General features: G+C 64.1%; 10 protein-coding genes. 4 read left to right on the top strand and 6 right to left on the bottom strand.

Annotated elements, in window-relative coordinates; genetic code table 11:
• From C5B90_RS16280 to C5B90_RS16265, 4 genes are all read right to left on the bottom strand, one after another.
• A complete protein-coding gene (locus C5B90_RS16280; RefSeq protein WP_115883006.1) occupies nucleotides 1–1335 on the bottom strand; it encodes a sialidase family protein in 1335 nt (444 codons plus the stop codon).
• Between the two features lie 78 nt (nucleotides 1336–1413).
• A complete protein-coding gene (locus C5B90_RS16275) occupies nucleotides 1414–2949 on the bottom strand; it encodes an alpha-N-arabinofuranosidase (protein ID WP_115883005.1) in 1536 nt (511 codons plus the stop codon).
• A gap of 1341 nt (nucleotides 2950–4290) precedes the next feature.
• A complete protein-coding gene (fdhF, locus tag C5B90_RS16270) occupies nucleotides 4291–7617 on the bottom strand; it encodes a formate dehydrogenase subunit alpha (RefSeq protein ID WP_115883004.1) in 3327 nt (1108 codons plus the stop codon).
• Nucleotides 7614–9131, bottom strand: a complete 1518-nt coding sequence (locus C5B90_RS16265) for an NADH-ubiquinone oxidoreductase-F iron-sulfur binding region domain-containing protein (RefSeq protein WP_233512077.1) — start codon at nucleotides 9129–9131, stop codon at nucleotides 7614–7616. Before C5B90_RS16265 ends, fdhF begins: the two co-directional genes overlap by 4 nt.
• Nucleotides 9132–9323: 192 nt before the next feature.
• On the opposite strand from C5B90_RS16265, the gene C5B90_RS16260 reads away from it, so the two are divergent.
• Nucleotides 9324–9599, top strand: a complete 276-nt coding sequence (locus C5B90_RS16260) for a hypothetical protein (protein ID WP_115883002.1) — start codon at nucleotides 9324–9326, stop codon at nucleotides 9597–9599.
• 115 nt (nucleotides 9600–9714) lie between these two features.
• Here the strand turns inward: C5B90_RS16260 and C5B90_RS16255 are convergent, their stop codons facing one another.
• The gene (locus C5B90_RS16255) at nucleotides 9715–10095 is read right to left on the bottom strand and encodes a Rid family detoxifying hydrolase (RefSeq protein WP_115883001.1); all 381 of its coding nucleotides are present in this window, start codon (nucleotides 10093–10095) and stop codon (nucleotides 9715–9717) included.
• Nucleotides 10096–10491: 396 nt separating this feature from the next.
• Between C5B90_RS16255 and C5B90_RS16250 the strand changes: the two genes are divergently transcribed.
• Both C5B90_RS16250 and C5B90_RS20925 read left to right on the top strand, forming a co-directional pair.
• Nucleotides 10492–11649: a glutathione-independent formaldehyde dehydrogenase gene (locus C5B90_RS16250; RefSeq protein ID WP_115883000.1), complete on the top strand. Its 1158-nt coding sequence runs from the start codon at nucleotides 10492–10494 to the stop codon at nucleotides 11647–11649.
• Between the two features lie 74 nt (nucleotides 11650–11723).
• Nucleotides 11724–11885 carry a hypothetical protein gene (locus C5B90_RS20925; RefSeq protein WP_199180631.1) on the top strand — a complete coding sequence of 54 codons (162 nt, stop codon included), beginning with the start codon at nucleotides 11724–11726 and terminating at the stop codon, nucleotides 11883–11885.
• Here C5B90_RS20925 and C5B90_RS16245 read toward each other — a convergent pair whose 3' ends face one another.
• Nucleotides 11886–13019, bottom strand: a complete 1134-nt coding sequence (locus tag C5B90_RS16245) for a GTP-binding protein (protein WP_115882999.1) — start codon at nucleotides 13017–13019, stop codon at nucleotides 11886–11888.
• 277 nt (nucleotides 13020–13296) lie between these two features.
• Here C5B90_RS16245 and C5B90_RS16240 point away from each other — a divergent pair, with 277 nt between their 5' ends.
• Nucleotides 13297–15051 carry an aldehyde ferredoxin oxidoreductase family protein gene (locus C5B90_RS16240; protein WP_115882998.1) on the top strand — a complete coding sequence of 585 codons (1755 nt, stop codon included), beginning with the start codon at nucleotides 13297–13299 and terminating at the stop codon, nucleotides 15049–15051.
• Nucleotides 15052–15085 lie beyond the last annotated feature (34 nt).

Here is a 15085-nt window from a genome sequence, read left to right as displayed (position 1 = left end):
TTACGTCCCGTCGTCGAGTTTTAGCGACTGGACGCCGTAACTGATTTCACAGAGATTCGGCCCGTCCGCGACCGACGTGAGCTGCAGTAGCTCGTCCCCGTGGCGCGAGGGCAGCAGCGGTGTCGTCCAACCGACGAACGCCCGGCCGCCGAGGTCGCTCTCCGTCTCGAACGACAGCGGGGCGTCGACCGCCTCCCAGTCGCCGCTGCCGTCGAGGTTCGAGTTCGCGAGCACGACCTCACCATTGCCCTCGGCGAGGTCGCGATTCCCGTCGACGAGCTGTTTTCCGGACACGAGTATCGTTCCGTCTTTGCCGCCGGCGGGTGTCCACGTCACGTACGGGCCGTTGATGAACCGCCGGCCATCAGCCGTCGAGACGAGGGTTCCCGCGTCCGTCGGGTCGCCCCAATCACGCCCGTCGGGCGAGGTCTTGACGTGGACCTCGCCGTACAGGTAGTCCGGGCCGATGACCTCGTAGCTCATCATGTACGTGCCGTTGGGGAGCGGGGTGACGGTGGGCATCCCCGGGCGCGTCGTCTCGTCAGGGATGGCCGCGACGAACTGCTCGTCGCCCCACGACTGGCCGCCGTCCTCGGAGGCTTTGTACGCGACCAGCTGATTGTAGTCGTCGTCGCTCCCCATCCGCTCGTCGGCGAAGTAACAGACGAGATTCCCGTCGTCGTCCAGCCCCAGTTCCGGCTCCCAGACGGGGCTGTTCCCGTCGTAGGGGACGGCCTTGCCGCCCGTGACGACGGTGCTCACGAACTCCCAGGACTCCCCGCGGTCGGTACTGGCGTAGAGGTCGATGCTCGTCTCGCCGAGTTCGCCGATCTCGCCCTCGGGGACGTCTTCGGGATCGTCGAGAATCGGGATGGAGTTTCCGGCGGCGAGGACCGTCCCGGCCGGCCACGGACCGACCGCGTGCGGGAGTTCGAACAGCGTCGGCTGGTATCGGAGTCCCCAGTCCTTCCCGCTCGTGTCGTGAATCTCGGAGAACTTCGACCAGGTCTCGCCCCCGTCAGTGCTTCGGTAGACGGGGAAGTACGGCTCCGACCCGCCGCTCATCGACGGGTAGTACTCGAACGTCGCGAGCAGCTGCTTCTCGCCGCCCTTTCCCGACCCGTGTTTCAGTCGTGTGACTCGGGGATACAGCGACCCGGGTGCGGGCGCGTCCGACGGGGGCGAGTACAGCGTTCCTTCGACATCTGTCGGTTCGTCGTCGCGTCCACGGCCCGCGATAACGCCGGTGGACCCGACTGCTGCGGCCCCGACGGCGCCGACCGCGGCGAGGTACTTCCGACGGCTATGCTGGCGGATGGAATCGCGTTCGCTCATGACGCTGCTATGTGTTCACACGGAACCATAATAACTGTATCCCCGCTGTCAGCTCAAAAAAGAACGACGGCGGCTCCGTTACTCCGTCAGCGTCAGACCGACGACGGACGCCGGCGGCGCTTCGAACGTGATAGTTCCGTCGCCCTCGTCGGTGACGGCCAGGTCGCTGGCTGCGAACGACTCCGCATTCTCCTTCGTCGAGTACTCTCGGATGTCGTTGTCTTCGAAGAGAACGGTGGCCGAGGACACCGAGTACTCCGACGACCCGACGTCGACGGTGAGCAGTTCAGCCTCGTCGTGGCGGCGGTTCGAGGCCGTGACGAACAGCTCTCCGTCGCCCTCGGAAGCCGACGCCGAGACCATCGGGACGTCGTGGTCCTCGCCGTCGATTTCGCGTTGCTCCGTGTCGACGCTCGTTTCGAGCGCCGTCTGTCCGACGTGGTTCTCGTACAGGTCGAAGACGTGGTACGTCGGCGTCCGCCACGCGTCCTCTTCGTCGGTCTGGACGAGACACTGCAGGACGTTGACGAGCTGTGCGATGTTCGCCATCGAGACGACGTCGGCCCGCGCGTGGATGAGGTCGAGCACGCCGGCGGTCGTCAGCGCGTCCCGGACGGTGTTTTCCTGCTCCAGCCCGTTGTCGCTCCGCGCTTCTGGGTGCCACACGCCCCACTCGTCGACGATGATGCCGATTTCGCCCTTCGGGACGTACTCCGAAATCGTCTCGGCCGCACGGTCGATGTCGCCACCGACCTTCTGTGCGCGTGCGAAAATCTTGTAGTACTGCTCGTCGGTGAAGTCGGTGTCGCCGCCCGCCTGATAGTAGCGGTGGACGGAGAAGTGGTCCATCAGGTTGAACGGCGAGCCCATGCCGAGGAACGAACCGGGGCCGAACTCCATACCGCCGTTGAGGCTGTCGAAGAATACCTTGTTCCAGTCGTCCGTGAGGTGTCCGCAGGCGATGAACTCGGTGGAGTCCTCGTTCATCAGCTTATCGAAGCCGTTGAAGTAGTTCGCGAACCGGCGGTACTCGTCGGCGTACTCGTCCGGCGCGAACCGACCGCCACAGCCCCAGTTCTCGTTCCCGATGCCCCAGTACTTCACTCCGTACGGCTCCTCCTGTCCGTTCTCTCGCCGCCTGTCGGCGAGTTCCGTGTCGCCGCCGTAGTTGCAGTACTCGATCCAGTCAAGCGCCTCCTGCGGCGTCGACGACCCGACGTTGACCGCGATGTACGGGTCCGTGTCGAGGAGTTGGCAGAGTCGAAGGAACTCGTCCGTCCCGAACTCGTTGGACTCCTCGGGGACGTTGTCTCGCCCCTGCGTCCACCACAGGTTCCGCCGGCGAGGACGGTCCTCTCGCGGGCCGACACCGTCTTCCCAGTGGTAATCGTCGGCGAAACAGCCTCCCGGCCAGCGGAGAACCGGCATGTTCAGTCCGCGGAGCAGCGAGACGGTGTCCATTCGGATTCCGTCCTCGGTCTCGACCCTGTCGTCGTCGCCGACCCAGAGGCCGCCGTAGATACACCGTCCGAGGTGTTCGGCGAAGTGACCGTAGATGTTCTCCGAGATATGGTCTATCGGCTCCTGACTGCTAACGCGTACTTCACTCTGCATACGTTCTTCCATCAGTACCCGGTTAAATAACTATTGTGCCTTGTTCCCTGTTTGCACGAGGTTAGATGTGGAGCCGTCTAGTTAAGCGGTGAACGCAGGGCGAAGCGTTGTGCACCTCGGGTCCGTGAGCAACGCGTTCGTCGCACCCACTCCAAGGTTCCCTATATCAGAACAAGATAATATCGTTCTGCACACTACAATTACAAACATAAATGTGTAATTTCTACGATGCCACCAGCGGATACTCTCCGAAACCAGTCTCTTCGGTCGGTTTCGAGAATCCGGCGTGTTGTTCCAGCATAGTGAATGGCGAATAACCGGTGGCCATAGTAGTGGATAGTTAGTTCGACGACAGTAGCCGTACTCGGGGCCGTCCGGAGGGACGTTCAACAGAGAGATAGATACAGTGGGGGCCGTCGAGGCACTCGCCATCGTCGATCGCGCAGTCGCACTCGCGGAAACAGCAGCCACATACCAGGGAGGGCCTTCTGACGTTTCTGGCATCGAGAACAACATGGCGGCTGGGGCAAACGTGACAGGGCCGTCATCGTGAACACAGATGAAGTCGGAGGACCCCGACTGGTCGGCGACCTATCGGGATGTTAAGCGTGCATAAGAGTTCTAACTCGGGGCCAGAGTTCGTACTGAACCGGGCTACGTTCCCAAAAAATGATGGCAGCGGGTGGTGTGTTGAGCTCGACGTGGAGTGCTGTCAGGTGTTCATGAGCTTCGACCGGGACAGCCAACTCTACGCATAACGTCACGTCTATGACATGACTGATACGTTAGCCTCTTGGTCGGTTACGCTATCGACCATATAGCTGGATGGTTGAGTCTCACATTACTTTTTCCTTCTCTGCAAATCTTAACACCGGAACTGAGCGCGACTGCGCACCGAGTAATACGACAATCGTCGTGGTAAGGGTTAAGTGACTATCGAACAGTTAACGAAACGCATGCGTTGTCCAAAGTGCAGTCACAGCCTCGCCATCTACGATTCGTTTTACGACGTCGCCTTCGTCTGCGACTCGTGTGGATACGTCCTTCCGCGGGGAGCGGATTGAAGAGACAGATGAATCGATGACAGCCAACTACTCCGCCTGTTAGCTGAATCACGGTCGCGGACCAGAGCGCCGGGAGAGGAGTCACAGCCCCGGTGGAAACCACGGTCGAAAATAGATATAGCAGCATACGGTGTATGGATGGGTCGAGTCTCGCTCACGAGCCGAAACGTAGTACAGGTATGAACAAACACGAGTTCGCCACGTCACAGGCACCAACTTTCAGCGGAAGTCAGTACGCCTTGGAGAGGAGTACAGCGAAACGAAGCGACCGCCGCGGTCAGTCGTTGCCGTGTGCGGTGCTCCCAGCGCCTGCGTCCGGAGTCCGCAGCACGTCCGGGTCTGCGTCAGGTCCGAGCGGTTCGACGCGCACGCTCGATACCTTGAACTCCGGAATGCCAGCCTGCGGGTCGAAGGTCTCCTGGGTGAGTTTGTTGACCGCACCGGCCGCGAAGTGCATCGGGATGAAAAGCGTCCCATCGCCGACGCGGTCTGTCACCGTCGCCTTGACCACGATGTCGCCGCGGCGGGATTCGACCTTGACGTACTCGCCGTCCGGAACGCCGAGTTCCGCGGCGGTCGTCGGATTGATTTCGATGAAGCTCTCGCCGACGTGGCTCATGAGGCCCTCGACGCGTCGGGTGATCTGTCCGGTGTGCCAGTGGTAGAGGACCCGCCCGGACGTGAGCGTGAAGGGGTACTCCTCGTCGGGGAGTTCGCCGGGGTGACCGCCGTCCGCCGGCACGAAGCGGGCCAGCCCGTCGTCGAAGTTGAAGTTCCCCTCCTCGTAGTCGTAGAGATACGGCGTGCCGGGGTGGTCTTCGTCCCAGCACGGCCACTGAAGTCCGTGCTCGTCGCCCGATTCGAGACGCTCGTAACCGACGCCCCCGTAGATGGGAGTCAGGTCGCTAATCTCGTCCATCACTTCCCGCGGGTGGTCGTAGCCCCAGTCGTAGCCCAGTCTGGCCGCCAGTTCCTGCGTGATTTCCCAATCCTGACGCGCCTTTCCGGGCGGTTCGGCGGACGCTCGAACCCGCTGTATCCGGCGCTCGGTGTTGGTGAACGTGCCGTGTTTCTCCGGCGAGGTCGCCGCCGGCAGGACCACGTCCGCGTGCTCTGCGGTCTCCGTCATGAAGATATCCTGGACGACGAGGAAGTCCAAGCTATCGAGCGCCTCGCCGGCGTGCTGGATGTCGGGTTCCGAGAGCGCGGGGTTCTCCCCGACGATGTACATCCCGCGGAGATTCCCCTCGTGAGCCTCGGCGAGCATCTCCGGCACTTTGAGGCCGGGTTCCGCCGGTGGACGCTCGCCCCACGCCTCGGCGAACTTCTCGCCAACTTCGTCGTCGGCTGGGTCCTGGTATCCGGGGAGACTGCCGGGCAGAGTCCCCATGTCGCCGCCGCCGCCCTGCACGTTGTTCTGGCCGCGGAAGGGCGACAGTCCGGAACCCGGTTTCCCGACCTGCCCGAGGGTGAGCGCGAGGTCGGCCATCGCGAGGAGGTTCTCCGTCCCGTGGCTGGATTGGGTCATACCCATCGCCCAGCCGAAGACGACGTTCTCGGCGTCGGCGAGCGTCTCGGCGGCCGACTGCAGTTCGTCGGGTGAGACGCCGGCCAGTTCCTCGACTTTCTCGGGGGTGAACGCCTGGACCTTCTGCTTGACCGCGTCGAATCCTTTCGTATTTCGTTCGATGAACGCCTCGTCGTGCAGGTCGTGCTCGATGAGGTATCGGATGAGTCCGTTGAGCCACGCCACGTCGTAGCCGGGCGTCGTTCTCGTGTACTGGTCGGCGTGTTCGGCGATGCCGATTTTCCGGGGGTCGAACACCACGAGGTCGGCCCCGTCGCGGACGTTCTGCTTGATGCGAGTCGCCAACACCGGATGCGACTCGGTCGTGTTCGACCCGCTGATAAGGTAGGCGTCGGCCTCGCCGATGTCCTCGTTGATGCGGTTCGTCATCGCACCGTAGCCGAGCGTCTGTTGGAGCGCCGCCACCGTCGAGGAGTGACAGAGCCGGGCGCAGTTGTCGATGTTCTTCGTCCCGAGCACCTGCCGCGCGAACTTCTGGACGAGATACGCCTCCTCGTTGCTCCCTTTCGACGATGCGAGGCAACTGACCGCGTCGACGCCGTGTTCGTTCTGAATCTCACGGAGTCGGCCGGCAACGTAGTCGAGGGCCTCGTCCCACGATGCCGTCTCGAACTCGCCGTTCTCGTTTCGAATTAGCGGCTTCGTGAGCCGTTTCTTGCTGTTGGCAAAGTCGTGTCCGAACTTCCCCTTCACGCACGTCGAGAAGTTGTTCGCCGGGGCGTTGTCCGGGTCGTCGACGGGTTGGACGCCGAGGGCGTTGCCGTCTTTGCCCCACATCTCGAACCGACAGCCGACCGCACAGAATCCGCACGTCGTCTCCGCTTTGTCGACTTTCCCCAGTCGGTAGTCGCTGACGAGCGACGCGATGTCGAATAGCCGACCCTCTGGCAGTGTCTGCGCCGCGATGTTCTCGGCGGTGTGTTCGCCCGCGAGCATGGCCTTCCGACCGTATTTGTCGAAGAAATCGGACGCTCGGCGTTTGCTCTGGGCCATGTATCGGGCGACGCCGCTTCGTCCTTCCTGTGCCGCCTCGGCTTCGCCACCGGCACTCCCCGCACTACCGGGTGCAGGCGAGCGGTTCGGTGCCGTCGTATCGTCGAGGGTCTCTACCTCCTCGTGTTCGATGACGTTCCCGACGGAGTTCCGCTGCGTGAATCCCGGAAGCGGGAGCGTCCCCGCGCCACCGATGTCCTTCTCGGTCAGCGCGCCGGTCGGACAGACCGTGGCACAGTGCCCACAGGAGACGCAGTCAGAGTCAGCCATCGTCTCGGCGTCGGACTGGAAGCCGATGCGGGTGTCCTCTCCGGAGCCCTCGATGCGGAGAACTCCTTCGACCTGAACGTCGTTACAGCCCTCGACGCACCGATTACAGAGGATGCACTTGTTGCGGTCGATCTGAATGAACGAGGAGCTGTCGTCGAGCGGTTCGTACTCGCTTCGCTCGTCGAAGACGCCGTAGCGCGGGTGGTCGACCCCCTCGTTGATGGCCGTCTCTTGGAGTTCACACCGCCCGTTCCCGTTACAGGTCGTACAGCGCAGATTGTGGTTGGAGAGGACGAGGTCGAGGTTGACGCTCCGGCACTCCTCGGCGGTCGCCGTGTCGGTCTCGACCGTCAGCCCGTCGGTGGCCGGGAACGAACAGGAGGGGACGACCCCATGTTCGTCGGTTTCGACCATGCAGGTTCGACACTCGCTCCGAGGGCCGATTTCGTCGCTCACGTCGCCCTCGCGGTCGTAGTAACAGAGCGCCGGAACGTCGGCGTCCTCATCGAGGCTGTCGGCACCGGGGTCCACGGTCACAACCTCGTCGTCGGCGGCTTGCATGGCGTCGATGACGGTCGAACCCGGCGGGACAGTGACCTGTGTTCCGTTGACAGTAACCGTCGTCGGGTTCTCGCCGTCGGTGCCGACGGGCGGGTCGTTCGCGGTCCCGGTCTCGAACTCCGCCGTGACCGGCGTCTCGTGCTGCGGGTCGTCTAGCTCCGGAACGCCCGGGAGTGGGTCGTCAGTACTCATAGTTTGTCAGAACAGGTGCCGCTCGGACAGCGGCCGTCGGCGTGCGCTTCGAAACTCGATTCGAACTCGTCAATCGCAGTCAGCACCGGACGCGGTGCATGCGCGCCAAGCAGGCAGTTGCTCGACCGGGTCATGACCCGGCCGAGTTCGCGTATCTTCTCCCGGTCGAACGAGCCGCGGTAAACCGCTCGCAGCAGTTCGGTGAGTTGGACGGTTCCCTCCCGTCCCGGCACGCACCGCCCGCTGTTGGCTTCCGAGGCAAAGCGCGCTCGCTCTCCAGCGGTCGCGACCGCACACCGCTCGTCGTTCAACAGTTCGACGACGCCTTCCGTTCCGAGGCCGGCCGCGGTCAGTTCGGCCGCGGTCGGTGCGATGTCCAACGTTCGGGTGACGCCGCCGAAAACCCCGCCGACGCAGGCCATCTTGAACGACCCCTCCAGTTCGACGGCGTTCCGAACCGCCGAGAGGCGGGCGTCCGAGCCGACCTCTATCGTCGCGGGCGCGGTCACGTCGCCGGTGACAGTCAGCAGTCGCGTCGTCGATTCGGCGTCTCTATCGGTGCCCTCGGGGTCCGAGAGCGCGAGACGTATCTGGGCGAAGGTCCGCGGCGTGTGAATCACCGTCGGGCGACCGTACAGTCCGTACTCGGCCGGCGTCGGTGGCTGGAGACGGGGCTCGATTCTATCCGCACCCTCTATCGCTTCCAGCGCCGCCGTCGGTTCGCCGACGCGGTACTCGTCCGGACCGGTGACGACTCCCGGCACGACCGGGAGTTCGTCCGCGGCGGCGTCGATAGCCTCCTGAAGATGTGCTTGCAGTTCGGTGTCGGTCTCGGCGAGGTGGATGACCGCGTCAGTCGTCTCGATGTACTCGGCGACGGCCGCCACGCCATCGAGCACCGACATCGGCGACCCGGCGAGGAGCGTTCGGTCCGCGCGCTGGCGGTCGTCCGCGTCGTTCGCGTTCACGACGACAACCGGGTCGCCGTTGGTCTCTCGCGCGCGTCGCCAGATGTCTGCGACCGGTTCGTCAGCGGCGGCGTCGCCTCTGCCTCGACCGACGAGTCCGGCGTCCACGATGGCGCCCGCGTCCCTATCGAGCGAGTAGAACTGATACGCTGTCGGGTCCAGCGGGTCGACCCATCCACAGGGGCCGAGGACGCGCCGTGTTCCCACCGCGAGCGGCCCGTCGGCCGGAACTGGCAGCGTCGTCGTCTCGGCGTCGTGTTCGACGACTGCCGCAGCACCGTCCGTCGGTAACTCCCCGTCTTCCATGGCGGTGACGAGGTCTCGGACCCTCGATGTCTCCGGGGCCGGGAAGAACGCGGTCCGCCCCGCGTCGGTCGCGAGAACCAACGGGTCGTACTCGCTGATTCCGGTGGGTCCCGTCCGGAGGACCGTGACGGAGTCGGCGGTACCGCGCGCGGCGCTCAAGACACGCGCTCCGCGTTCTGTCCGTCCGGCTCCCGAGACCCGGAGTACCGGCGACCGGACTGCGTCTCCTGTGCGACTCATTCTCACAGTTGAAGAGACACGGCGGGGTTAAAAAATCATCCCACTCCACTCGCGTCGGAGTGCGACTTCGAGGCGTTCGGGAAGCCGAACTGGAAGTCGATTCGAGTGCGAGTGGGCGGGAAACAGGTGACTGCTTCAGACGGGATAGCGAGTGGAGCAAAAAGCTAAGGCGGCGACGCGTCGTCTACCGTGATGATGACCAACCCACGGTTCGACGACGTGCGAGAGAAGGCGGCCGACGCGACTCGCGGAGACGACGTCCAGTCCGTGTACACCGGACTCGTCCACGACGACGGTCGACAGGAGTACTACTTCGCCAACGACACCGAAGAGGCGTCGGAGTTACGCGAGACGGCGGCGGTCCAACTCGGGATGTTGGTTCGCGTCCTCGCGGACCGCTCCGAGAGCGACATCGAGGAGATTACCGACCTCGCGGCCGAGCGAGCCGAGAACATGCGATTGGAGTAGCCGACGATTGTAACACCGGCTGCTCGGAAGTGCATTCTCTCGGGACGTGTCGGCTCGAAAAATGCCGGGCGCGTCGGAATCGTCGAGCGCCCTTCAGAGGTCAGCGGCGGTTCGCTTATTCGGTCACCGCGACCGCTTCGATTTCTATCGCGGCTCCTTTCGGCACGTTGCCGACTTCGACCGCGCTCCGCGCCGGCGGCTCGTCGTCGAAGAACTCGCTGTATACCTCGTTGAACTCCTCGAAGTCGTCGATGTCGTCGAGGAAGACGGTCGTTTTGAGCACGTCGTCTAAGGACGCGTCCTCGGCGGCGAGAATCGCCGCCACGTTTTCGAGACACTGCTTCGTCTGGTCGCCGACCGAGGCGTCGTCGAGTAGCTCGCCGTCGGGCGTGAGCGGGAGCTGTCCCGCGGTGAGGAGTAGCTCGCCGTTCGTCGTCGCTTGACTGTACGCGCCAACAGCCGCCGGGGCATCCGAAGTGCTAATCGTGCGCTTCATGGCCGGCCGTTGCGGACGATCCGTATTAAATCCAGTTCGGGGACTGAATCCGCACACGTCATGTAAGAAACCGGAGTGCTTGTGGGATGTCTCGGCGCACACGTGAGTTGACGACTACCGTACAGGTGGCCGAGACGGTTCGCCACCGGTCAGTCCCGCAGGGAGCACCGAGCGTGGCCGGGACCGTCGACTGCGAGGCGGAGCCGGGCCGTCGTGGGGTGTGTTTTCCGGACGAGTACGGCATGAGGAAACACAAATAATAATTTATCTGGTAATTTGAGAATGGACGACACTACTCTACTCACCCGTAACGTGTCAAACTTCACGAAGACGAAGTCTACCCGAGCTATAAATGGTGACCGTTCGCAGAGGTTGAGTGGAGTTCACACAATGTCTATGGACGCAGTCGTCTACAAAGGCGAACGAGAGGTCGCAGTCGAAGCGGTCGAAGAGCCCCAGATTCAACATCCGAACGACGTCGTCATCGACATCACGACGACCTGTATCTGCGGGTCCGACCTGCACATGTACGAGGGACGAACGGCCGCGGAACCGGGAATCGTGTTCGGCCACGAGAATATGGGTATCGTCGAAGAAGTCGGCGAAGCCGTCAGCAGTCTCGAAGTCGGCGACCGCGTCGTCGCGCCGTTCAACGTCGCCTGCGGCTTCTGTGAGAACTGTGAAAACGGCTACACGGGCTTCTGTACGAACGTCAATCCGGGGTTCGCCGGGGGAGCGTACGGCTACGTCGCCATGGGCCCCTATCAGGGAGGGCAGGCCGAGAAGCTCCGCATTCCGTACGCTGACTTCAACGCGCTCAAGCTACCCGACGGGCGGGAGCACGAGGACTCGTTCGCGCTGCTCGCGGACATCTTCCCGACGGGGTGGCACGGCACGGAACTCGCCAATCTCGAATCCGGCGATTCCGTCGCCATCTACGGCGCCGGTCCGGTCGGCCTGATGGCCGCCTACAGCGCCAAACTCAAGGGCGCGGCCGAGATTTACGTCGTCGACCGCGTTCCCAGTCGCCTCGCGCTCGCCGAAGAACACTGTGACGCCACGCCCATCAACTTCGAGGAGGGCGACCCCGTCGAACAGATCAAAGAGATTCACGGCGGCGGCGTCGACAAGGGCGTCGACGCGGTCGGCTACCAGGCCATCGACCCGGACAAGGAAGCCGACTCCGCGTACGACCCCGCCCGGGAGAACCCGGCCGTCGTCATCAACAACCTCATTCGGACGGTTCGACCGACCGGCGAACTCGGCATCCCCGGTCTCTACGTGCCCGACGACCCCGGCGCTCCCGACGAGATGGCCGCGCAGGGCCGTCTCGGCATCGACTTCGGTCTCCTCTTCGAGAAGGGTCAGGCCCTCGGCACCGGCCAGTGTAACGTCAAGGAGTACAACCGAAAACTCCGCGACATGATCATCGAGGGACGCGCCGACCCGAGTTGGGTCGTCTCCCACCGCGTCGGCCTCGAAGACGCGCCCGAGATGTACGAGAAGTTCGACAACCGCGAAGAGGGCGTCACGAAGGTCCTGCTGGAACCCTAGGACTAGGAGCAGCGGAGCCTCCTAACCCGGTTCCCACCGATACTCCTTTGCCGGTTTGCCCGGTATCGCGTTCTATGTGCCAGTACTGCAGTTACCGGTATCACGACGGTTGGACGCAGTTGTTGGAGTACGACGAGGTGTATCAGACGGTAATCAGCGGTGAGTCGGAGTCGACCTACGGGTTCCACGAGTCGTGGGACGAACTCCGAGACGAGGTCGACTTCGGCGCGGCCTAATCAGGCGGATTCGCGGGGAAACGGGTCGTCGGGATACGCCGCCCCTCGCTCGTCCGTCGTCGCCAGACACTCGTCGAGTTCTTCGGTCAATGCGTCCTCGTCGAGGTCGCGACCGATGAACACGAGTCGCGTCTCGGGGTCATCGTCTCCCCATCGACCGATGGGGCCGACCTGCACCGACGGTCCCGCCTGACTCACACCGAGAACCGCCTCGGGACGACTCGCGACCCACGCGAACCCCTTCGCGCGGACGACGTTCCCCCGCCAGTCGTCGAGCCACGCGTCGAGTCGATGCGGATGGAACGGACGGTCTCGACGGTAGACGAAGGACTCGACGCCGTGGGCCGTCGCTGCCGAGACACCCTCGTCGTGAGTATGGTCGTGGTGGTGGTCGGTGTCGTGGTCGTGGTCCGCCTCGGCCCCGTCACTCGCGAGGGCCTGTTTCCAGCCCTGGTGGCGCTTCGCCGCCTCGAAATCGAAGCGCCCCGTATCGAGAACCCGCGTCGGGTCGACTTCGCTGTAGGTCGTCCGGTGGAGGCTCGCACGCGGCTGGAGCTCTCGAATCTCCGCTTCGACGGCGTCCAACGCGTCGTCGGGGACCATATCGCACTTGTTCAGCAACAGCACGTCACAGAACTCGACCTGCTCGACGAGTACCTCCGTCAACGGACGCTCCGGGTCGGGGGCGGCGTCCGGAAGCGACTCCGCCGGGTCGAACGCCTTCCAAAAACCGTAAGCGTCGATGACCGAGACCGTGGTGTCCAACCGGAGTTGTTCCGGCAGTCCGCCCTCGTTCGACTCGCTCGCCAGCGTCCGCGCAATCGGAAGCGGTTCGCTGATGCCCGAGGCCTCGATGAGGAGATAGTCGAACGAACGGTTCTCCGCCAACCGCGTCACTTCGGTCACGAGGTCGTCCTGTAGCCGACAGCAGATACACCCGTTCGAGAGGTCGATGACCCCGTCGTCCGACTCGGACGCGACTAACTCCGCGTCGACGTTCAGTTCACCCATGTCGTTGACGACGACGGCTATCTCCCTGTCACCGGGGTCGTTCAGGAGTCGGTTGACCAACGTCGTTTTACCCGCGCCGAGTGGACCGCTAACGACCGTAATCGGTATTTCCGTTGTAGACATGTCGATGCTGTGTGACGCCTCGGGAGTGCTCGTAATGAAGACTGGGTCGGCCGACCCACACGGGGGCAGAACCCGTCATTCTCCGAACTCCCGCCGTGAAAACACATCGTCTGTTTTGATTGACATATCTGGTTTGCCGTCGGTTCGCATCGTGTGGCTCGTCCTCCGAGCGAACCGATGAGTACGGCTTTGACGGAGGCGTTCGCGACGCCGAATTCGCTCGGCGGTCCGCGAGAACGGCACATCTTTTTGGTCGCCGGTACTGACGAACGACCAGATGGCACCTCCAATCGCTGACCGATTCCTGCGGGTCGACTTGTCCGCCCGCTCGGTCGAGAGCACGCCGATTCCGGACGAGTGGCGACGGCGATACGTCGGCGGCAAGGGGTTGGGTGCCCGCTATCTCTACGACGAACTCGACGCCGGCGTCGACCCGCTCGGCGAGGAGAACGCGATTCTGTTCATGCTCGGCCCGCTTTCGGGCTATCTCCCGGGCGATTCGAGATACGCCGCCATCACGAAATCCCCGCTGACGGGGTGCTTTCTCGACTCGTACGCGGGGGGCGAGTTCCCCGACTCCCTGGCCGGCGCGCTCGGGTCGCACATGGGCCTGCTCGTGACGGGTGGCGCGTCCGAACCCGTCCACCTCGTCATCGAAGACGGGAACGCGACAATCGAACCCGCCGAGACGTGGGGGACCGGGACGGTCGAAACGGCGCGGGCGTTCCCGAATGCGTCTGTCGCGTGTGTCGGCCCCGCGGGAGAACGACAGGTCGCATACGCCACCATCGCGTCCGACGCCGGAGACCACCACGCGGGCCGGGGAGGAGCAGGCGCGGTGATGGGTTCGAAGCGGCTGAAGGCAATCGTCGCGCGGGGAGACCCACCGGACGGTTTGGACGACCTACGAGAGGCCTACGCGGCGAAGTATCGAGAGACCGCCACCGGGCGGTGGCTTCAGGCCAGTGGAACCGTCGAGACTATCGATTTCGCGAACGAAATCGGCGCACTCTCGACACGAGGCTGGAGCGACGGACAGTTCGAAGCGGCGGAGGAGTTAGGCATCGCGGCAGTCGAAGACCGGGCCGTCGGTCGCGAACACGCCGACACAGAAACTCCGGGCGGGTATCGCGTGGCTACGGAGGAGGGCGACCACGTCCCACGCGGTGCCACGGCGATGACGCTCGGAGCCGGACTCGACATCGACGACTTCGACGCCGTCGCAGTGTTGGGACAGACCTGCGACCGCCTCGGGATGGACCTCATTAGCGCCGGGAGTGCGGTCGCGTGGACGGTCAAGGCCAACGACACCGACGTACTCGACCGCTCGCTCTCGTTCGGTGAGCCCGACGGCGCGCGGGCCCTCTTACAGGAGATTGCGGAACGCGAGTCGGACCTCGGCGACGCGCTCGCGGAGGGCGTCGAAGCGGCGGCAGCGCGGCTCGGCGGGCGAGCCCTCATCCCCACGGTGAAGTCGATGGAGCTACCGGCCTACGACCCGCGCGGCGCGCAGAGCATGGCGCTCGCGTACGCGACCAGCGACCGGGGGGCGTGCCATCGACGAGCGCGACCCATCGAACGCGAGGCATTCGACGGAGGTTGGGGAGCCGACCGGACCGCGGCGGAGGTCATCCGCGAACAGGACCGGCGGTCGGTGCTCTGGAGCCTCATCGCCGATGACTTTTTCGGCGACGCGCTCGCCGACCTCGGCCGGGAGTGGCTCGAGTCGGTCGGCCTCGAAACCGTCGGCGGACTCGCCACAATCGGCGAGCGGATTTGGAACGTGACGCGACTGTTCAACGTCCGCGAAGGCATCTCGCGCGAGGACGACTCGCTCCCGGCCGCGCTCCAAGAGCCGCTCGAGACGGGACCGCGCGCCGGTGCGACCGTCGACCGCGACGACTTCGACTCGATGCTCGACGCGTACTATCACCGCCGCGGCTGGAACGACGACGGCGTGCCGACGGCGCAGACTATCGACCGCCTCGGCCTTACTGAACTCACTAATGACTTCGACACCCTCGATGCTTGAACACCGCACGAACGGCTGGACGACGAACCGTACA

The organism is Haloferax sp. Atlit-12N, assembly GCF_003383095.1.
Lineage (GTDB): Archaea > Halobacteriota > Halobacteria > Halobacteriales > Haloferacaceae > Haloferax.
This window is presented reverse-complemented; position numbering and strand designations above follow the sequence as displayed.

Excerpts from the sequence above, each read along its gene's own strand:
- C5B90_RS16245 (WP_115882999.1), bottom strand. The coding sequence starts at position 13,019 with ATGTCTACAACGGAAATACCGATTACGGTCGTTAGCGGTCCACTCGGC.
- C5B90_RS16250 (WP_115883000.1), top strand. The coding sequence starts at position 10,492 with ATGGACGCAGTCGTCTACAAAGGCGAACGAGAGGTCGCAGTCGAAGCG.
- C5B90_RS20925 (WP_199180631.1), top strand. The coding sequence starts at position 11,724 with ATGTGCCAGTACTGCAGTTACCGGTATCACGACGGTTGGACGCAGTTG.
- C5B90_RS16240 (WP_115882998.1), top strand. The coding sequence starts at position 13,297 with ATGGCACCTCCAATCGCTGACCGATTCCTGCGGGTCGACTTGTCCGCC.
- C5B90_RS16275 (WP_115883005.1), bottom strand. The coding sequence starts at position 2,949 with ATGCAGAGTGAAGTACGCGTTAGCAGTCAGGAGCCGATAGACCATATC.
- C5B90_RS16265 (WP_233512077.1), bottom strand. The coding sequence starts at position 9,131 with ATGAGTCGCACAGGAGACGCAGTCCGGTCGCCGGTACTCCGGGTCTCG.
- C5B90_RS16260 (WP_115883002.1), top strand. The coding sequence starts at position 9,324 with ATGATGACCAACCCACGGTTCGACGACGTGCGAGAGAAGGCGGCCGAC.
- fdhF (WP_115883004.1), bottom strand. The coding sequence starts at position 7,617 with ATGAGTACTGACGACCCACTCCCGGGCGTTCCGGAGCTAGACGACCCG.
- C5B90_RS16280 (WP_115883006.1), bottom strand. The coding sequence starts at position 1,335 with ATGAGCGAACGCGATTCCATCCGCCAGCATAGCCGTCGGAAGTACCTC.
- C5B90_RS16255 (WP_115883001.1), bottom strand. The coding sequence starts at position 10,095 with ATGAAGCGCACGATTAGCACTTCGGATGCCCCGGCGGCTGTTGGCGCG.